19 protein-coding genes and 1 pseudogene are annotated in these 19,621 nt (G+C 57.9%); 14 read left to right on the plus strand and 6 right to left on the minus strand.

Annotated elements, in window-relative coordinates; translation table 11 throughout:
• Positions 1–102: 102 nt before the first annotated feature.
• The gene (locus QQJ84_RS15475) at positions 103–471 is read left to right on the plus strand and encodes a hypothetical protein (RefSeq protein WP_284259212.1); all 369 of its coding nucleotides are present in this window, start codon (positions 103–105) and stop codon (positions 469–471) included.
• On the opposite strand, the pseudogene QQJ84_RS15480 reads toward QQJ84_RS15475, so the two are convergent.
• Positions 449–675 (minus strand): annotated as a pseudogene (locus tag QQJ84_RS15480) (IS3 family transposase); the annotation flags it as partial. The gene QQJ84_RS15475 and the pseudogene QQJ84_RS15480 overlap by 23 nt on opposite strands.
• A 353-nt stretch (positions 676–1,028) precedes the next feature.
• Between QQJ84_RS15480 and QQJ84_RS15485 the strand changes: the two are divergent.
• The 6 genes from QQJ84_RS15485 to QQJ84_RS15510 all read left to right on the plus strand — a co-directional run bounded on the left by QQJ84_RS15485 (position 1,029) and on the right by QQJ84_RS15510 (position 8,114).
• Positions 1,029–2,237 (plus strand): acetyl-CoA C-acetyltransferase, encoded by a 1,209-nt coding sequence (locus QQJ84_RS15485; RefSeq protein WP_284259213.1) that lies wholly within the window; start codon positions 1,029–1,031, stop codon positions 2,235–2,237.
• Between the two features lie 31 nt (positions 2,238–2,268).
• Positions 2,269–4,431 (plus strand): 3-hydroxyacyl-CoA dehydrogenase NAD-binding domain-containing protein, encoded by a 2,163-nt coding sequence (locus QQJ84_RS15490; protein WP_284259214.1) that lies wholly within the window; start codon positions 2,269–2,271, stop codon positions 4,429–4,431.
• Between the two features lie 8 nt (positions 4,432–4,439).
• Positions 4,440–5,594 carry an acyl-CoA dehydrogenase family protein gene (locus QQJ84_RS15495; protein ID WP_284259215.1) on the plus strand — a complete coding sequence of 385 codons (1,155 nt, stop codon included), beginning with the start codon at positions 4,440–4,442 and terminating at the stop codon, positions 5,592–5,594.
• 44 nt (positions 5,595–5,638) lie between these two features.
• The gene (locus QQJ84_RS15500) at positions 5,639–6,496 is read left to right on the plus strand and encodes a fumarylacetoacetate hydrolase family protein (protein ID WP_284259216.1); all 858 of its coding nucleotides are present in this window, start codon (positions 5,639–5,641) and stop codon (positions 6,494–6,496) included.
• Between the two features lie 93 nt (positions 6,497–6,589).
• Entirely contained in the window at positions 6,590–7,312 is a 723-nt protein-coding gene (locus QQJ84_RS15505) for an alpha/beta fold hydrolase (protein ID WP_284259217.1), read from the plus strand.
• 10 nt (positions 7,313–7,322) lie between these two features.
• Positions 7,323–8,114, plus strand: a complete 792-nt coding sequence (locus QQJ84_RS15510; protein WP_284259218.1) for an SDR family NAD(P)-dependent oxidoreductase — start codon at positions 7,323–7,325, stop codon at positions 8,112–8,114.
• Positions 8,115–8,116: 2 nt separating this feature from the next.
• Here the strand turns inward: QQJ84_RS15510 and QQJ84_RS15515 are convergent, their stop codons facing one another.
• Together QQJ84_RS15515 and QQJ84_RS15520 are read right to left on the minus strand one after the other, a co-directional pair.
• Positions 8,117–8,884: an SDR family oxidoreductase gene (locus QQJ84_RS15515; RefSeq protein ID WP_284259219.1), complete on the minus strand. Its 768-nt coding sequence runs from the start codon at positions 8,882–8,884 to the stop codon at positions 8,117–8,119.
• Positions 8,885–8,977: 93 nt separating this feature from the next.
• Positions 8,978–9,421: a nuclear transport factor 2 family protein gene (locus QQJ84_RS15520; RefSeq protein WP_284259220.1), complete on the minus strand. Its 444-nt coding sequence runs from the start codon at positions 9,419–9,421 to the stop codon at positions 8,978–8,980.
• A gap of 124 nt (positions 9,422–9,545) precedes the next feature.
• Here QQJ84_RS15520 and QQJ84_RS15525 point away from each other — a divergent pair, with 124 nt between their 5' ends.
• The 7 genes from QQJ84_RS15525 to QQJ84_RS15555 all read left to right on the plus strand — a co-directional run bounded on the left by QQJ84_RS15525 (position 9,546) and on the right by QQJ84_RS15555 (position 14,913).
• The gene (locus tag QQJ84_RS15525; protein WP_284259221.1) at positions 9,546–10,694 is read left to right on the plus strand and encodes an oxidoreductase; all 1,149 of its coding nucleotides are present in this window, start codon (positions 9,546–9,548) and stop codon (positions 10,692–10,694) included.
• A 164-nt stretch (positions 10,695–10,858) separates the two neighbouring features.
• Complete coding sequence (locus QQJ84_RS15530; protein ID WP_284259222.1) at positions 10,859–11,629, plus strand: tyrosine-protein phosphatase; 771 nt, start codon at positions 10,859–10,861, stop codon at positions 11,627–11,629.
• A 31-nt stretch (positions 11,630–11,660) separates the two neighbouring features.
• Positions 11,661–12,491, plus strand: a complete 831-nt coding sequence (locus QQJ84_RS15535) for an NAD(P)-dependent oxidoreductase (RefSeq protein WP_284259248.1) — start codon at positions 11,661–11,663, stop codon at positions 12,489–12,491.
• A 21-nt stretch (positions 12,492–12,512) separates the two neighbouring features.
• The gene (locus QQJ84_RS15540; RefSeq protein WP_284259223.1) at positions 12,513–12,899 is read left to right on the plus strand and encodes a carboxymuconolactone decarboxylase family protein; all 387 of its coding nucleotides are present in this window, start codon (positions 12,513–12,515) and stop codon (positions 12,897–12,899) included.
• A gap of 121 nt (positions 12,900–13,020) precedes the next feature.
• Positions 13,021–13,227, plus strand: coding sequence for a hypothetical protein (locus QQJ84_RS15545; RefSeq protein WP_284259224.1), 207 nt, complete (start codon positions 13,021–13,023; stop codon positions 13,225–13,227).
• Positions 13,224–14,003 (plus strand): hypothetical protein, encoded by a 780-nt coding sequence (locus QQJ84_RS15550; protein WP_284259225.1) that lies wholly within the window; start codon positions 13,224–13,226, stop codon positions 14,001–14,003. The genes QQJ84_RS15545 and QQJ84_RS15550 overlap by 4 nt, the downstream gene beginning before the upstream one ends.
• A complete protein-coding gene (locus tag QQJ84_RS15555) occupies positions 13,993–14,913 on the plus strand; it encodes an SMP-30/gluconolactonase/LRE family protein (RefSeq protein WP_284259226.1) in 921 nt (306 codons plus the stop codon). The genes QQJ84_RS15550 and QQJ84_RS15555 overlap by 11 nt, the downstream gene beginning before the upstream one ends.
• On the opposite strand, the gene QQJ84_RS15560 is transcribed toward QQJ84_RS15555, so the two are convergent.
• From QQJ84_RS15560 to QQJ84_RS15570, 3 genes are all read right to left on the minus strand, one after another.
• On the minus strand, positions 14,914–15,351 hold the full coding sequence (locus QQJ84_RS15560) for a nuclear transport factor 2 family protein (protein WP_284259227.1): 438 nt from the start codon (positions 15,349–15,351) through the stop codon (positions 14,914–14,916). It abuts the gene before it with no gap.
• A gap of 95 nt (positions 15,352–15,446) precedes the next feature.
• On the minus strand, positions 15,447–17,117 hold the full coding sequence (locus QQJ84_RS15565; RefSeq protein WP_284259228.1) for an FAD-dependent oxidoreductase: 1,671 nt from the start codon (positions 17,115–17,117) through the stop codon (positions 15,447–15,449).
• A gap of 60 nt (positions 17,118–17,177) precedes the next feature.
• A complete protein-coding gene (locus tag QQJ84_RS15570; RefSeq protein WP_284259229.1) occupies positions 17,178–19,589 on the minus strand; it encodes an efflux RND transporter permease subunit in 2,412 nt (803 codons plus the stop codon).
• Positions 19,590–19,621: the final 32 nt, after the last annotated feature.

Below are 19,621 nucleotides of genomic sequence, written 5' to 3' on the forward strand. Positions count from 1 at the left end.
TATTTCAAAAGGTTACGCCGTAGGAAGCGCTTGCTTTTGCCTATACACTCCATAGACACTTTTGGCCTTTCAGGCTGGTTCTGAGGTGGGGTATAGGCAAAAATGGACGGCAAGATACGGCTTGAGGGTGGCAAGGTGGTGCTGTCACTGCGCGGCAGCTCATATGAGGCGCGCGTTCATGTCGCGCCACGTCAGTACATATGGCGTGGGTTGAAGACGGATCAGCTTGAAGTCGCTAAACGCTCAGCCCTCAAGCTATTGTATGAAGTTGAGTTCAAACAACGTAACGGTTTGTCAATATTTAATCACGGTTTCAGTGCAGTTATCGACGAATATGTGGCTTTGTGTCAAAAACAACACGACAGGGCAACACAAAAACAGAAGGACCAAAATTACACCTCGCCTGCAATGCTCAGGCAAATTAAGCGTGTGGTGAAGTTCTGGCTGTCCGGCAGGCCAGCGCAATGCTGACCCCGCGCCTCGCCACCGCCGTCTCGGCCATCTCGCGGCGTTGAGATGGCCGGGCTATTTTTTTCCTAATGCCTCCTTGAGCAGATCGTTCTGCATGCTCAATTCCGCAAACATCTTCTTCAGACGCCGGTTCTCGTCCTCAATCGCCTTCATCTGCGACACCATCGAGGCATACATGCCACCATATTTGACGCGCCATTTAATGGGATGGACGGCTCTCTCGCCCCTCGGCAGGATATGCCGGCTTATCGGATGATAAAATCCAACACGGGAACAAGGAGAGCAATTATGAGCATTGATGTCCTGGGTATCGATTTGGCAAAAAATGTCCAGGTCACGGCCATAATTAAGGAAAGCGAGCCTGTTTGGCATAGTTCGGTGGGCGGCTAAATGGCCAAAATGAACAATGCCAATCCTCATGGGTGGCTGGCGGACGTCCTGCCGCCCGATAGGTTAAGGATTGAAGAGCCGGAATAGTTTGCCTGGCATACATGCGGGATACCGTGCACCCCGATTCAGGGGGGTATGAGTGTCCCCGCATTCATCTGGAGATCGATGTGGCAGAAGCTTTTATTTACGATCATGTTCGCACGCCGCGCGGTAAAGGGCGCTCCGACGGGTCGTTGCATGAGATTCCGGCAATTGAGCTGGCAACGCAGGTACTCGCCGCCCTGCGCGACCGCAACGGGCTGGACACGAGCTTGCTCGACGACGTGATACTGGGCTGCGCGCAGCCCGTGGGTGAGCAGGGCGGCAATATCGCCCGTGGCGCCGTGGTCAACGCTGGCTATGCGCATGTCGTACCCGGTCAGCAAATCCACCGCTTTTGCGCGTCCGGGCTTGAGGCGGTGAACACCGCGGCCGCACTGGTAATGTCCGGCCAGGCAAACGCCGTCATCGGCGGCGGTATCGAGTGCATGTCACGCACCTTCATGGGAGCGGACAGCGGCGGCTGGTGCGCCGACCCCGGCGTCGCCTACCGCAACTACTACGCGCCGCAGGGTATCGGCGCGGATATGATCGCCACGCTAGATGGCTTCAGCCGCACCGATGTCGACGCTTATGCGGTGCAGAGCCAGCAACGCGCCGCGGAGGCCTGGAAAGCCGGGCGGTTCAAGAAGTCGATCCTTCCTATCCATGACGTGCTGGGTGAAATTCTGCTGGACCATGACGAACACATGCGCCCCGGCACTACACTGGAGACCCTGAGTACGCTGAAAGCCTCGTTCGAGGGCATGGGCATGAAAGGTGGCTTTGATGCCGTCGCGCTGGAGCGTTACCCGGAAATGGAAGCCGTCAGCCATGTCCACCACGGCGGCAATTCCAGCGGCATTGTTGATGGTTCAGCCGGCGTGCTGGTTGGCAGCGCTGAATTCGGCAAGGCTGCGGGCCTCAGACCGCGTGGGCGCATCAAGGGCTTTGCCTCTATCGGCAGTGAGCCGACCATCATGCTCACTGCGCCCGCTGACGTTACCAATAAATTGTTCAAACGCATGGGCATGACCAAAAAGGACATCGACCTGTTCGAAATTAACGAAGCCTTCGCGGCGGTGGTCATGCGCTTCATGCGCGCCATCGGCCTTGACCCCGCGATCGTGAACGTGAACGGCGGAGCGATCGCCATGGGCCACCCGCTGGGTGCCACGGGCGCTATGATCCTGGGAACCCTGCTCGACGAGCTGGAGCGCCGCGATCTCGAAACCGGCCTGATCACGCTTTGCGTGGGCAATGGCATGGGGACGGCAACAATCATCGAGCGCATCTAAGCAAGCGCTACCAGACTGGGACGAAGCAGTTATGAAGCATATCCGGATTGATACCGACGCTGATGGCGTTGCCATCCTCACGCTCGACAATGCCGATGAATCGGTAAATTTGGTCTCCCCGGTTTTCGTCGAGGAATTAACCGAAGCGGTGGAACAGCTGGCTCAGGATGCCAGCGTAACCGGTGTTGTCGTCACCTCGGCAAAAAAACTGTTCATGGCCGGTGCCGACCTCAAATTCCTGGTCGGTTGCTACGACAATGGCATGACCAAGGCCGAGGCGTATGCGTTCAGCCAGAAGGCCACCGCGATGCATCGCCGCATGGAAACCAGCGGCAAACCCTGGGTGGCGGCAATCAACGGCGCGGCGCTCGGTGGAGGGTATGAGCTATGTCTCGCCTGCCATGGCCGCGTGATCGTCGATGATCCCAAGGCCGTCGTCGGTCTGCCAGAAGTGAAGGTCGGCCTATTGCCCGGTTCCGGCGGCACACAGCGTCTGGTGCGGCTGGTTGGCGTAGAACGCGGGCTGGACCTGCTTCTCGAAGGCACCAACCTGGCTCCGGCACAGGCGCTCGCGGCTGGTCTGGTTGATAAAATCGTACCTGCTGCCGAGTTGCTGAGTGCGGCAAAGCAATGGCTGGCGGAACATCCCGACCCGGTCCGGGCCTGGGACAAAAAGGGCTTTTCGCTGCCTGAAACTGCCGGACTGCTCAACCCGTCAGCTGCGGGGTTCTTCTCCTTCAAGGCGGCAAAGGCGACCACCATGGGCCGCAACTACCCGGCACCCATTGCCATCACCTCCGCGGTGTTCGAAGGCGTCCAACTGCCGTTCGACCGCGCACTGAAAATTGAGTCCAAATATTTCGCGAAGCTGCTAACCAGCCCAGTGGCCCGTAACATCATCCGCACCAATTTCATCAACAAGGGCGCGGCTGAACATCTGGCCTACCGTCCGGCCAACGTACCCAAATCTACCGTGAAGAAGCTTGGAATTCTCGGCGCCGGCCTTATGGGCGCCGGCATTGCCAACGTGGCGGCGGGAGTTGGCATTGAGGTTGTGCTGCTCGATGGCACGGCCGAGCGCGCGGCGGCCGGTAAGGCCGCCATCGCGGCCAACCTTGCCAAGGATGTCGAGCGCAAGCGCCGCACCCAGGCATCGGTGGATGCCCTGCTCGCGCGTATAACCCCCACGGATGATTACGCCCTGCTGGCGGGTGCCGATCTGGTGGTGGAGGCCGTGTTCGAGGACGTGAAAGTTAAAGCGGATGTAACGGCCAAGGCCGAGGCCGTGCTTCCCGCCACCGCTGTATTCGCCACCAACACCTCTACATTGCCGATCACAATCCTCTCCAAAGCCTCAATCCGGCCGGACCGTTTCATCGGCCTGCACTTCTTTTCGCCGGTTGAGCGCATGGCGCTGGTCGAGGTCATCATGGGCAAATCCACCAGCCCGGAAACCCTGGCCCATGGGCTGGATTTCGTAGCCCAATTGCGCAAGACGCCGATCGTGGTGAACGACAATCGCGGCTTCTACACCTCCCGCGTGTTCGCCACCTTCACGCATGAGGGCATGGCAATGCTGGAGGAAGGCATCAGCCCGGCACGCATTGAAAATGGCGCCCGTCAGGCCGGCATGGCCATCGGCCCGCTGGCGTTGCTCGACGAAGTGACTCTGGATCTGCCCTTGAAAATTGTCGACCAAGCCATTGCCGATCTGGGTAGCAGCTACGAGCCACCTGTCGGCACCAACGTCCTGCGCCGGATGATCCTTGAGGCAAAACGCTCCAGCCGCAAGGCTGGTGGCGGCTTCTACGAATATCCTGCCGGCGGCAAAAAGCATCTCTGGCCCGGTCTGGCGTCTGTTTTCCCGCTTGCCGCCGAGCAACCCCCGATCGATGAGATCAAGAACCGCTTCCTCTGCGTGCAGGCGATCGAGACGGCCCGCTGCCTGGAAGAAAATGTGCTGATGCACGCTGAAGATGGTGACATCGGGTCGGTCCTTGGCTGGAATTTCCCGATCTGGACCGGTGGCACACTGTCATACATCGACACCGTCGGCCTGGAGAGTTTTGTGAAGACGTGCGACAATCTGGCGGACAAGCACGGCAAGCGCTTCCGCCCCTCCGCTTGGTTGCGCCAGCGCGCGGCGGCGGGTCAGCAATTCCTCAGCAAAACCAAAAAATCAGCGGCGGCATAATAATGGCCATGCAACGGCTCATTTTTGACGCGGATCATGACATGTTCCGCGATCAGGTCCGGCGTTTCTTCCAGAGGGAAATTGCCCCGCACGCAGAGAAATGGCGCGAACGCGGCTACGTTGACCGCGAGGCGTTCCTCAAAGCCGGTGAGCAAGGCTATCTGTTGATGTACGCCGACCCCGAATACGGCGGGGCAGGTGTTGCCGATTTCCGTTACGAGCAGATTGTCTACGAGGAAAACATCCGCCACGGCGAAATCGGATTCTATATCAACTTGCACTCCGGTCTGGTCGGGCCTTATCTCAACAAGCTCGGCACACCCGAGCAAAAGGCGCGCTTCCTCCCCGGCTGCATCTCCGGCGAGACCATCCTGGCTGTCGCCATGACCGAACCCGGCGCCGGCAGCGATCTCGCGGGCATGAAAACCCGCGCAGAGGATAAAGGCGGCCACTGGGTCCTAAACGGCTCCAAAACCTACATCTCAAACGGATTTCTGGCTGACCTCGTCGTCGTCGCCGCCCGCACTTCGGCGGAAAAGCATGGCATCGGCCTGTTCCTGGTCGAGCGCGGCATGAAGGGCTTTGAGCGCGGCCGCCGCCTCTCCAAAATGGGCCTCTCGGCGCAGGACACATCGGAGTTATTCTTCGAGGATGTTATCATCCCCAAGGAAAACGTGCTGGGTGATCCCACCTCAGGCTTTCGCAATCTGGCGCAGTTCCTCGCGGGCGAGCGCCTGATCGCCGGCATAGGCGCCATCGCGGCGGCGCAGGAGGCGTTCGACATCACGCTCGACTACGTGATGCAGCGCAAGGCTTTCGGCAAGCCCATCGGCACGTTCCAGCACAGCCGCTTCGTGATGGCGCAGCTACGTTCGGAACTTGACGCCGTGCAGACGTTCATCGACCAATGCGCCCTTCTGTATAACGACGGCCGCCTGCCCTCGGAGGTCGCCGCCTCGGTGAAGCTGCTGGCGACTGAGCTTGAAGGCAAGGTGATGGACGCCTGCGTGCAGTTGCACGGTGGTGCTGGCTACATGGATGAATACCGGATTTCGCGCATGTACACCGACGCGCGGGTTTCGCGCATTTTCGCGGGCACTTCTGAAATCATGAAAGAAATCATTGGCCGCGGCCTCGGCCTCGACGAACGTAAGGTCAAATAACATCGATTGTCTGCCACAGCCGTGGCGATGGGAAGGATAAACACATGCGGTTCCTGCGATTTTCACAAAACGGGCGGCTTGGTCTGGCGGTTGCGCATAACGGCGCGTTCCACGGCCTGTTCGCGGGCGATGCCGGCTATCCGGGCGACCTGCCGGACCTGCTCAATGGCGGGCTGGAAGGCCTGAAGACCGCCGGCGCCGCGTTGGCGAAAGGCCCGGAAATTGACGAAACCACCATCGCTTATCTGCCGCCGTTGCCCAACCCCGGCAAAATCATTTGTCTCGGCCTCAACTATAAGGACCACGCCGCCGAGGGCGGGTTTGAGGTGCCGGCCTTCCCCACCGTGTTCGCCCGCTTCGCATCCGGCCTCATTGGCCACGAAGCGCCGATTCTGCGGCCAAAGGTTTCCGACGCGCTGGATTTCGAAGGCGAAATGGTCGCCGTGATGGGCAAAAAGGCCCGCCATGTCGCCAAAGCGGACGCGCTCGGCCACGTCATCGGCTACTCCATCTTCAACGATGGTTCGGTGCGCGACTACCAGATGAAAACCCCGCAATGGACGGTCGGCAAGAACTTTGACGACACCGGCGCCTTCGGCCCATATTTTGTCACCGCCGACGAACTGCCGCCCGGCGCCTCGGGCCTGAAGATCGAGACCCGCCTGAACGGCGAAGTCGTGCAGCACGCCACTACGGCTGACATGGTGTTCGACGTGGAAACCACGATCGCGCTGCTCAGCACCGCCTTTGCCCTGCTGCCCGGCGATATTCTGGTCATGGGCACGCCTTCTGGCATCGGTGCCGCGCGCAAGCCGCCGCTGTGGATGAAGCCGGGCGATGTGTGTGAAATCGAAATTGAGAGAATCGGAGTTTTGCGCAACAAGATCGTACAAGAAGTCTAGGGCTTTATATTTTATTGACCAATTTTATACGGTTAGCTCGAACCATCTGGTTCAATCTAATCACATATTGAACTAACAGCGGGAGACACCGAGATGGCGACTTATGTGCTTTGTCATGGCGGCGGCATGGGCGGCTGGGTGTGGCGCTTCCTCAAGCCCCTGCTCACCCAGGCCGGCCACACCGTCTACACCCCGACCTACACCGGCTTTGGCGAACGCAGCCACCTCATCAGCCGCGACATCACCTCCGCGACACATGCGAAGGACATCGCCAATGTCCTCAAATACGAGGACATCACGGATTGCATCCTGGTCGGCCACAGCTATTCCGGCGTAGTGCTCCCCGCGGTGAAGCAGGCCGAGCCGGACCGGATCAAGCGTATTGTCTACATCGACGCCATCGTTGCCCACGCCGGTCAGGCTCCTGGGGTTGCCATCGGTTTCATGCCGCCCGAACAAGCGGCAGGCATCGCCGCGATGCTGGCGAAAGGCGAAGGGCCTATCGGCTCTGGCGTTGACCAGCAGCAACGCGAGCAGGCAAAAACGGAACCGCATCTCATGACACCCGAACGCCAGGAGTGGCTGCTGGCACATTTGAGCGATATGCCCCTCGCCTGCCTGGTCAACCCGGTTCCCGCCGGGGCTGAGACTTTGGGCGCGAATGTCGATTACCTCGCCGTGAGGCACACCATCATGAAACCGATGCACGAACGCGCACGCGCGCTGGGCTGGCGGGTGCATGAGTTCGAAGGCGATCACGCGATCATCGTCGGCAATCCCGGCCCCATCGCGAACTTCCTCCTCGGTCTGGCCTGAGACGGCGGCGATGAGACTCATTATCACCGGCGCCGCGAGCGGAATCGGCCGCGCCACCGCGATATTGGCAACCCGCTTCAAGCTTTTCGAATCGACCGCGCAACTTCTGCTGGTGGACCGCGACCCTGAGGGTCTCAAGGCAATCGTAGAAACGCTGCAAGCCAGCGGCACGCATGCCGTTGCATACATGGCGGATCTCTCCAGCCCGGATGCTGCCGATCAGATCGTCGAGGCCGCGCGGCAAAACTTCGGCGGCATCGACGCGCTCATCAGCAACGCTGGCGCCATCCATAGTTTCAAATTACAGGATATCTCGCTGGAGGAATACGACCGCATCTTCGCGATCAACTCCCGCGCCACCTTTATGCTGGCAAAAGCCGCCTATCCGCTGCTGAAGCAATCACGTGGCGCGATTGTGGTGACCGCCTCCATGGCTTCCCAGCACCCAGCCCCTGCCCTGGGTGCCTACAGCGCGAGCAAAGCGGCGGCGGCCATGCTTGTGCAGCAAATGGCGCTGGAATGGGGGCCCGACGGCATCCGCGCTAACTGCATCTCTCCCGGCCCGACCATGACGGCGATGACGGCGAAATCCTACTCAGATCCCGCAAAGCGAGACGCCCGCGCCGGCGACATTCCGTTGCGCCGCATCGGCCTCCCGGAAGACCTCGCCAACGCCGCGCTGTTTCTGGCCAGCCCGGCGGCGGGGTTCATCACCGGCGTCAATCTTGTGGTGGACGGCGGGCTCAGCCTGACCACCATGGTCTCCAGCGCCAGCGCCGCCACCAACATGGACAACCGCTGAAACTACAGCGACGAACCGCCATCCATCGGCAACACGGCCCCATTGGTGAAGCCGCCCGCGCGGCTCGCCAGGTAGATCACCGACCCGGCCACATCCTCGGGCTCACCCACGCGCCGCACCGGGATCATGCCGATGACCATTTTAAGCATCTCCTCTGACAGCACGGTCATCCGCGAGGGGAAAATCCCCGGTGCAATCGCGTTTACCGTAATGTTCTCCGGCCCGAGACGCTTGGCGAGCGATCCGGTCATGTGGTGCAGGCCGGCCTTGGCAGCGGCGTAGGCGTAATTTTCCTTTGGCCCAACCCGGCGTCCGCCGATCGAACCAGTGTTGATGACGCTGGCATGCGGGCCTTTGGCCGCGGCTTTTCGCAGCAGCGGTAGCGCCGCCTGCACCATAAAGAACGCTGATTTCAGGTTGAGATCCACCACGCTGTCCCAGTCGGTTTCCGAAAAGCTGTCGATCGGCGCTTCGCTCATGGCACCGGCGTTATTCACCAGAATATCGAGGTGCGTCTCACGTTCACCGAGCGTATGCAGCAGCGCCTGAATTCCTTCATTCGTGGAAATATCGCCCTGCAAACCGTGGCAGGTGCCGTTGGCCGAGAGCGAAGCCGCAACCTCCTGGCAGGCCGATCCATTCCGCCCGGCGATGTAGGTAATGGCACCGTTTTCAACCAGGCCCTGGGCAATCATCAGGCCGATCCCGCTGGTGCCACCGGTCACGAGCGCCACTTTGCCACTAACTGAAAACAGGTTTTTCATTGTCATTGCCACGTATCTCCCGCTTACCTTAAACGCACATGCCTCATGCTACTGCCATGAGCGCGCGCGCAACGATACCTGCCCGATGGCGGGAGCGCGTCATGGCTGAAATTCACTCATCAAACGTGTGAGCTTCAGGCTTGCAATAAACCATACCTCGCCCTCACGCACATAATGTTCGTGGTAATGCCCGTAGCCCGTAAGCGCGCTGGCCCCTGGCACTGGTGATTTACCTGTCTCCCAGATCACCCGGTCCTGCATCGCCCATACAACGTCAGCGCCATCCGGGCCGTCAAAAATGATCTCAGGGCTATGCACATGGTGCGCGGTTTTGGCGTGCTGCACGGCATGCAGCACCGCACGTACAATCGCGCCCCGTCCTTGGTAAGGCGCGGTGCCGGTATCCTCACTTACGTCAAGAATGGCATCTGGCGTGAACAATGCGGCAAAACTTTCCCAATTCTTTGTATCAAGATACCGGCAATAACGTGCCTTGACGTCCTTGATTCTTTGGCATGCAGCCAATTCTTCGAGCGGCTCCATGTTTGTCTCCTCCTTCATGCTTTTTGCGAAACTGCGCAGCAATTTTGCCGCGGGCAACCTCCACGACGATAGGTGCCGGCGGGCCATTGAGCATCGAAAAAAAATAAACGCATAAGGAGGCCGCATGGCGTCGCCAATCGATATCCTATTTCAGCCGTTCGGATTGAAAAACCTGAAGCTGCGCAATCGCTTCGTGATGTCGCCGATGACACGGAATTTTTCGCCGGGTGGCATACCAGGAGAGAACGTCGCCGCCTATTACCGCCGCCGGGCCGCCGCCGATGTGGGGCTGATTATCACCGAGGGAATCGGCGTCGATCATCCCTCCGCCCTGGGGGCGGGGAGCATGGGTGAGCGCGACGTACCGGTGCTGCACGGCGATGCAGTGGCCGCCTGGGCCAAGGTGACGGCCGGCGTGCATGCGCAAGGCGGCGCTATTATCCCGCAGCTCTGGCACATGGGCGGCATCCGCCGCTCCGGTACGGGACCATTCCCGCAATACCCCTCGATGCGGCCCTCAGGGATATGGGGCCCCACGGAAAAAGCCATATTGCCGCCAGACTATCTGCACGAGGTTTCACCCCCGACCACACCAATGAGCGAAAACGACATTGCCGATATCATCGCTGCCTATGCGCGCAGCGCCGCCAATGCCCAGGCGGCGGATTTCGACGGCGTGGCGATCCATGCGGCGCATGGCTACCTTATCGACAGTTTCTTCTGGCCCGGCACCAATCTGCGCGATGACGCCTGGGGCGGCGATATCACCCGGCGTGTTCGCTTTGGCGTGGAGGTGGTGAAAGCCGTTCGCGCCGCAGTCGGACCAAATTTCCCGGTCATTTTGCGTTTCTCGCAATGGAAAATACAGGATTATGACGCCCGTAATGCACAGACGCCAGATGAACTTGCCTCGCTGCTGGGACCGCTTTCCGAGGGGGGAGTCGACCTGTTCGACGCCAGCACGCGCAAGTTCACTACCCCAGCCTTTGCGGGTTCGGACATGGGACTGGCCGGTTGGGCAAAAAAACTCACGGGCAAGCCAAGCATGGCGGTTGGAGGCATTGGCCTGGACAAAGACTTGCAAACCTCATTCGTAGAGGAAACCCGCATGGTGAATAATCTCGATGTGGTCGCGGCGCGGATGGCGCGTGGCGAGTTTGATCTTGCCGGGATGGGCCGGGCGCTGATCATGGACCCAGAGTGGGTCTTAAAAGCTCGCCGCAGCGAATCGTTCCAGCCGTTTCGCCTGCAAGCCTATGGCGCGCTGGACTGAGAGCACGCTCTCCTTGGCATGGCCCGTCCTCTGGTAGGGTTGCACCCGCGGCTGACGAATTATTGTCATATGGAGGGGGAAGCAGTTGCCATGGCGATCCGCGGAAGATTACGTTCATCTCAAATGCTGGGGCATTCATATCCAAATAATGCCCTGAAATCTGCATGACAGCCGCCCTCTCCCGGCTGAATTTTCGTGACCTTGGCGGCTTGCCTGCGGCTGACGGGCGCTTTGTGCGGCATGGCGCAATTTACCGTTCCGAGGGACCGGCGAGCTTTTTCGAAGAGCACCGTGCGGAGCTGGCCGAACTTGATATCAGGCTGATCTGCGATCTGCGGGCGGAGGTTGAACGGGCGGCGGCCCCCAACGATTGGAGTCCGTCCGGCCGCGTGCTGAATATGGAAATATCGAACGACCTGCGCGTCGCGGCCAATGAGGGCTGGGCCGCCTTGCGCCATGATCCCTCCGAGGCGGGGGCGATCGGGGCGATGACGACCAATTACGGGGCAATGCCGGGGGCGTTGCAGCCGCATGTGGGCGCACTGATACAGGCGATCGTGGATGGTGAAATTCCTGCGCTGATCCATTGTACTGCCGGCAAGGATAGAACCGGCGTGCTTATCGGGCTGCTTTTGGCGCTGCTCGGAGTGGCACAGCAGGATATTGTTGGAGACTACCTGCGCTCGGACATCTTCGCGAAAAACCTGCGGCTGGGCGGCTCGATCTCGCATGCGTTCGAGGAGACGTTTGGCTTTACACCAAGCGAAGCAACCATCGATGCCATGATTGGTGTTTATCCGGCCTATCTGGCGGCGGCTTTTGCTTCCGTGCGGCAGGGCTGGGGAAATGTTGAAAACTACTTTACCGATGCCGGGGTGAACGCAGCGCAGCGGCAGCGCTTCCGGGATTGTTTGCTCACAGATAAACTCAAATGAATTTCGTGGTATCTGAATGAAGGACGAAAAGATGATAAAAGCAGGGGTAATTGGGCTTGGTGTGATCGGGAGCGGCGTAGCCTTGTGCCTGGCGCGCGCAGGGATGCTCGCTGCGGTTTACGATGTACGCAAAAATGCCGCTGATGAACTGGAAGGTGTCCCGCCGGTGATATCCTCGCCGCGCGAACTCGCTGAAAAATCCGATGTTGTCATCATAGCCGTGGTCAGCGCCGAACAGACCATCGACGTGCTGAACGGGCCTGACGGCGTTCTCGCCGCCGCGCGGCCGGATTTGAACATCGTTCTGGTGGCAACGGTTTCGCTTGAAGCGTTGCAGAAAATCCGCGCGCTGACGGATGCTGCGGGTGTTGGCCTGGTCGACTGCGGCGTCACCGGTGGGCAGGCCGCCCGCACCAACGGTTTGGTCTGTCTGGTCGGCGCCACGCCGGAGCGTCTGGCGGCGGTGAAGCCTGTACTCGATGGGTTTGCCAAATCCGTCGCGCATATGGGCGGGCCCAATGCCGGCATGGCTGCGAAAATTGCGCGCAATGTCGTGGTGTACGGTTGCTTGCGTGCCGGTTATGAAGGTGCGTCCCTTGCCCGCGCGGCGGGTGTGGATGTGCGACAGCTGGCGCAGGTCATTGAGGATAGTTCCGGCGGCGTGGGTGGTCCGATGATGCTGATGGGCCGCCCGGGCGACCCGCTCACCAATCCCGACGAGGCGAAGGTGCGTGAGTATGTGCTGGGCCTTATGCATAAGGACCTTGATGCCGCATTGGATCTGGGCAAAGCGCTCCATATACCATTGCCTCTGGTTGAATTGACTCAGGCGACCGGACGGGAAACCACTGGGCTGAAATAATTATAAAGGGAGCGCCGGCAAATGAGTGAAGATGCACGTTGGAAAAATGGCCTTGCGGTGGTTGAGCAGGTTTATGGCGCGGGCTCGTCCGCCCTCATGCAGGGGCAGGACGGCAATCCTTTTGTCAACGAGACGGTCAGCCACCTGTTTGGCGAAATCTGGTCGCGGCCAGGCTTGTCAATGCGCGACAAGCGCCTGCTGGTGATCGGCGCGACGGCGATGCTGGGCCGTTCCGACCTCGTGGCCATCCAGGTTGCGGGTGCCATTGTAAATGGCGAGTTGACCGATGAGCAGCTTGCGGAAATTCCTTTGCTCATGCTGTTTTATGCCGGAGCGGGCAATTCCACCGCGCTGCACCAGGGGATCGTCGCGGGCAAAGCGCGGGCGCAAGATATGAAACCAGTGTAAACCGGTGGGCGGCAGGCAAAGGCCCCTAGGAGGTCGTCCGGCTGCCCAAGTACTGGTTTTCACAACGAAATCAAAGCCAACCAAAACCATATGTGCCGAAAAATGATGATGGGAGCATAATTTGTTCGAGCATCCAGAATTCACCGGCTTGGTGATCGATATCCTGGCGCGTGATTCAGCGCTTGCCGGACCTTCTGATCAACCCTCAATCGGCGCAAAACGCGGTGAGCGTTATGGGACTTTTGGCATTGACGGCAAACATCCCGTCAGCTCTCGCCAAAACATGTGCGCCCCGCGTTCACTCCCGATTCCCGAGGTGCTGCAATGATCGAAGCCATACTCGTCGTGCTCAGCAAACCCCGGCCTGGCCGGGACGAAGATTTTAACGATTGGTACACCAACATCCATTTACGCGACGCACTTCGCTTTCGCGGTGCCATCGCGGCCCAACGCTTCCAGCGGAGTATGCTCCAGCCTTACACGCTGCCGCAGAAATTCGACTGGCGTTACCTGGCATTTTACGATGTGTTCGACGCCTCCCTGTTCGCTCGCGAGCATTGGGACAATGCGCTGACCACGCGCATGCAAGTCACCGACGCGTTCGATGACACCGTCCTGGAGGATTATCACTACTATCCGCTGCAATTCCGCGACAACAACCCGCAAATCCCGCATCGCGGCGGCGTCATCCTCGAACAGCTCAACCCGGCGCCGGGCCAGGAGCCGGCGTTCCGCGATTGGTACAATAACGAATACTTCCCCGCTGCTGTCACACGCCCTGGCGTCCACTCCGGTGCTTTCCTCACCTTCCGTCCGCATGGCCAGATCATGCCAACCACGCCCGTCCACAACTACGTCGCCTTTTACCGGACGAACAGCGCCTCTACCGCCGCGCAAGTCTGGCAAAATGGTCAAACCCTGCGCGGTTCGGCACTGGTGGATCAGTCAAGCCTGGTGGTCTCGAACTGGGATCATCTGACACCCCGCCTGACCACTGATGACGTGCGCCATACCACTGCGGCGGCGCTGGCTGCGGAAGAGCGTGCGCGCGAGCGCATGGGCGATAAGATCGTAACCGGGGGACGCGAGAAACTTGGCCACTGAACCGCAAATCATCGCCACCGGTCTGGCATTTCCCGAAGGACCGGTTGTGCTGGGCGATGGCGGTATCCTCGTCGTCGAAGTAATGAGCGGGTGTCTCACGCGCATCAGCCCGGACGGTGCGCGCACGGTCGTCGCGCAAACCGGCGGCGGACCGAATGGCGCCGCCATCGGCCCAGACGGACTCTGCTATATTTGCAACAACGGAGGCGTGGGGCCTTCCCACATGCCCGGTATCTGGCTTCCCAGCGAAGCCCCTCACGATACACCGCCGGGTGCCATCCAGACTGTCGATCTTTCCTCCGGCAGCGTGCGCACACTCTACGCCCACACCACGGAAACACCGTTTTGGGGACCAAACGATCTCGTGTTCGACGCGCATGGCGGCTTCTGGTTCACTGATTTCGGACGTGATCGTGGCCGCACCCGCCAGCGCGGCGGGGTATACTACGCCAAAGCCGATGGCAGCGCCATTACCGAAGTCATCCCCCTACTCGACGGCGCCAACGGCATCGGTCTCGCACCTGATGGCAATACGCTCTATGTCGCCGAAACCTACTCCTCCCACCTCTGGCAATTCCGCCTTTCGGCGCCAGGCATGATAGACCGGGCAGCCGGCCACTTGCCGCATGGAGGGAGCATCCTTGGCCGCGCCGGCCCCGGCCAGTTTCTGGACAGCTTGGCCGTAGATAGCGCCGGCAATATCTGCTGCGCCTCGCCGGGCCTTGGCCACATTCTTGTATTTTCTCCCACAGGCGGACTGCGGCAGGCAATTGCCATGCCGGATTTCCTAACCACCAACATCGCCTTCGGAGGATGGAACCGGCAAACGGCCTTCATCACCCTCGGCAGCTCAGGACGCCTCGCTTCCCTTCCGTGGCCGTGTCCGGGGTTAAAGTTGCACCATAGCTAATCAGCTTTCCGGCAACAGACCGGGCGGGACATTATACCGCCAGCAATTTTCCTCGTAACGTGAACTGATTCGCCAGCCTTTCGGCGTCCGGACAAATTCATCCCGGTACCACAAGCCAACCACCATCACATGACCGTCCGGTTGCAACACCATTGGGTTGGTGCAGATGGTCTTGCCATAAGCGTGGTCACCCTCGATTTTAAGTTTTGTGGTCGAAATAATATGCTGTGTGGTGCGCAGCACCTGCATGCTTTGCGCGAGGAACGCTTTGATCTCCGGCAAGGTGCCTTTCACGCCGACCATTTCGGTATAGTCGATCACCGCATCGGGCGTGAACACCTCATCGAGCGCGTCCCAGTCTCGAGTGTCTATTGCGTAGCAATATTCCACCATCAATTCCTGAATTTCCAGGCGGTCGGATATTTCTTCCAGTGTCATGGCTGGTTCTCCTCGGCATGCGCTTTGAGTATGAATAAAAAAACTTCTCGCATCAGTTGCGACCAAGCCCCCCGGCCCTATTTATTTGGCACGGCCTATCCCGCGCTCAAACTGCGTCCCGCGATGTAGCCCAAGGTGATCGCCGGTCCGACGTTGCAGCCATGGGCTGGCGCCTTGCCACGCCAAATGGAGTTGGCGTCCAGCCCCGCCGCGTACAGACCTTTGACAGGCTGACCATTCTGGCCAAGAACTTGGGCCTTACCGTTGATCCGCAGGCCGACCGTCGTGGAACCGTCTCCAGAAGTGATCTGCACGGCGTAGAACGGTCCCTTTTCCACAGTACCAAGGCAGGGATTGGGTCCATGCGCCGGGTCGCCTAGATCTCGGTCAAGTACCGACTCTCCTTTGTTGAAATCCAGATCATTCCCCGTTTTGGCGAACTCGTTCATGCGCGCCGCAGTCGCTTTGAGGCCCATGGGATCAACGCCGATTTTGGTCGCTAGTTCCTCAAGAGTCTCCGCCTCTACGATATAGCCGGATTTGAGCAGCTTTTTTAGACCCATCGCGCCGGGATACACCAATCCCAGGCCATATGCTTTAACGAAACGTGAGTCGGCGATGATATACGCAGGCACATTCCCGGTGCGGTGCATATCGTCGACAAATGTTTGCGATGCTTCATTACCGAAACGTTTTCCTTGCCGGTCAACTGCAATGCAGCCTGGCTTGGACATGTCTATGAGATGCGCATAAAGTGCTGTCGTGCCATCCTCTTTCTTCGCGGTGGAGACAACGCACCAGACGCCATTGGCATAGTTCTCGTCATCCAAGGATGCCCCGGCTTCGAGGCCCATGTTCATGCCATCGCCGGTGGCGCTTTCCACAGTGGTAGAAACATGTTGATCTGGAAAAGGCATGTAAGCCCGGCGAAGTTGCTGATTGGCCGAGAAGCCGCCGGAGGCTAGGACCACACCACGGCGGGTGCCCAGAGTCTGAGAAATGCCATCGCGCTCAATGCGGATGCCTGTAACGCCTTCCGCCCCAACGATGAGTTGTGACACGGAAGTATCGCGCCACAAGACAACACCGGCGTCGCGCGCCGATTTCAACAGCCGCGCCGCAAGAGCGTTGCCCATGGTCAGGCGCGTGCCACGCGGGTGGCCGCGTAATTTGTCCCAGCCGAATCGGGCGCCAAGTTTCACCATATAGAGGAAGGATTTAAGTGAGGATTTGGCGTTGGTCAGATGAGGTAGATCTGGCAGATCGATCATGAAACCTCCCGGTGCATTGAATTCCGCCCGGGGGATGCGCAGTTGCTCGAAAAGTCCGTTCAGTTTTTTTGCGTCATACTCAAGCGGACGCAACAACCGGCCATCCAAGGAAGCACCAGGTCGTTCCTGGTGCCAGTCGGGTGAGTGCTCCGCGATGGTGAACCGAACCTCGGTATTTTTTTCGTAAAATTGCAACATTTCCGGACCAGCTTGCAGATATGCATCCAATACCTCAGTTCGTAGTTTCTCTCCCACAAGGGACTGAATATATTGCCGGCCCGCCTCCACTGTATCCGTAATGCCAGCAGCCGTGGCATGATGATTACCAGGAATCCAGATGCCACCGCCTGAAAGCGCGGTTGTTCCACCAAACCAATGGGTTTTTTCCACGACAAGAACTTTTAGGCCACGCTTCGCGGCCGAGAGCGCCGCAGATAACCCCGCCGCCCCCGAACCAATCACAATGACATCCCAGGTGCCGGCATCATTCTCCATGGTATTTTGAACTCCTAATTGTCCAGCCTGAATCATTTCACACAAGCCGAGATGGCGGATTTACCCTGATGGTGTCTGCTTCTGAAACAAACGTGACGGCAGCAAGAAATAGGCCAATGACGGCAGCAACACCATGGCGCCGAACATATTCCACAAGAACATGAACGAGAGCAGCAAGCCCATATCGGCCTGGAATTTGATCGGTGCAAAAATCCAGGTGACAACGCCGGTGGCCAGCGTGATGCCAGTAAGGATCACCACACGGCCGGTGAACAGCAGTGTCTGGTGATAGGCATCGGATAACGTCGCCCCTTCACGCAAGTTTTTGAGCATGATGCTAAGGACATATAAGGCATAATCAACGCCGATGCCGACACCAAGTGCTACCACCGGTAAGGTGGCAACTTTGATGCCTATACCGAGCCAGACCATTAATGCCTGTGCCAGCAATGAGGTGATGGTTAGCGGTACCACGGCGCAGATCACGGCGCGCCAGGAGCGGAATGTGATCAGGCAAAAGACGATGACTACGAAGTAGACCAGAAACAGCATATTCTCATTGGCTTGTTTGATGACGATATTGGTCGCAGCCGCGATACCAGCATTACCGCCAGCGAGGGACATTTTGAAATTAGGACTTTGGTTTTTCGGATTGGCGATAAATTTTTGGACAACATTAACTACTGTATCAAGTGTTTTTGCTTTATGATCTCGTAACGAAATATACAAAGGATCAAAGGAGCAGGTAAAATTACTGAGGTTTGCTGGCAAACCGCCGTTGAGGCTGTTGAGCATCGGCTGATTGGGCTCAATACCAAACCATTTTGGCGCATCTTCTGTCATAAGCATCGACCCGTATTCAGCAAATGATGCGAGCGAATTTGTCGACTTTACAACCGGAAGCTGATCTAGCTGCCACTGCAACTCACCTAAAGCAATCAGTACATCATAATTCAGGCAACCCTGTTCGGGGGTATCCGTCAGAACAATAAAAGTATCACTCCCGGTTTTGAAATTTTCGCCAATGAATGCGTTATCTTGGTTATACTGAGAGCTTTGCCGCAATTCCGGGGCGCCATTATCAAGGTCCCCCACCTGAACTCCACGGCCAACGTACCAGCCAAAAACACCTAAAGCGAGCATAAATACGATGGCACCGATCGCATAGTTGCGCCTTGTAAACAAATCCAGAAAATTCCAAAGAAAATTTCTGGAGCGCGGCGGTCCGGGTTCTGGCGTGCTTGCCAGGGACCGCAAGGCTGCCCTACTGTCTACCCCGGTATAGCTTAGCATGGTAGGCAACATCATCAAATTTGTAATGACCAAAATACCAACACCTATACTGGCGATGGTCGCCAACTGCCGGATGGCAACGATCTGGATCATCATCAGCACTGCAAAGCTTGTAACATCGCAAATAAGTGCCGCAAAGCCTGCAAGAAATAAGCGCCGGAATGTGTAACGCGCCGCGACAAGTGGGTGCGTTCCACGACCGATATCCTGCATAACGCCATTCATTTTCTGGGCGCCATGGCTCATGCCAATCGCAAAAACTAGAAACGGAACTAAAACGGAATAGGGCGTTAAATCGTAACCCAGAAGGGACAAAATGCCCATTTGCCAAACCACGGCCGTAATAGAGGCAAAGACAACCAGCAAGGTACTGCGGATACAACGTGTGTACCAATACAAAAACATCGTAGCGATCAAAACCGAAACGGCGAAGAACATCAGTACTTCGTTGATTCCATTGATCATGTCACCCACCACCATCGCAAAGCCGATGATATGCAATGTCACGCCTTGAGAGTCGTACTGATCTCTGATCGCATTCAGCTGCCGCGAAAGATCACCGTAATCAAGTGGTTTGCCCGTCAGATTATTTATTTCAAGCAGCGGGACGTAGATCATGCTTGATTTGAAATTGTCAGACACAAGCTTGCCTACTTCGCCGGTCTTCAAAATGTTCTGCCGCACACCTTCGAGCTGCTTGGGCGAACCATCGTATGTGTCACCGATCACCGGACCGCTATCCAGACCATCAGCCGTAACTGCAATCCAACGGGTATTGGGCGTCCACAGTGACGTCATGAAGGGACGATCAACACCCGGAAGCAGGTATACTTTATCGCTAATTTTTCTTAGTGTATTCAGATAATTCTTATCAATAATCGTTCCTGTGTCAGCGGTAACTGAAATTTCCACTGCATTCGCTTGAGATTGCAGATCTGCATAATGCTTCAGGTAGTTTACGATGAACGGTTGTTTCGTTGGAATCGTATCGTTAAAGTCGGCGTTGATCCTAACGTCCAGAGACTTTATGCCAAGGAATATCGTTATAACGATGCATATGGTCAGAAACACAAGCCTGTTATTGAATAAAATGCCCTCAAACCAAGAGCCGCTCTTTTTATCAAAGCTCTCAACCTTAGCATGAACTTTCATGTCGCCACTATTCTTGTAATCAAGCACCGTTCGATCCTTTGAGTTACGTCTCTCTAAAC

It is taken from the genome of Acidocella aquatica (genome assembly GCF_030160635.1).
GTDB classification, from domain to species: Bacteria; Pseudomonadota; Alphaproteobacteria; order Acetobacterales; family Acetobacteraceae; genus Acidocella; species Acidocella aquatica.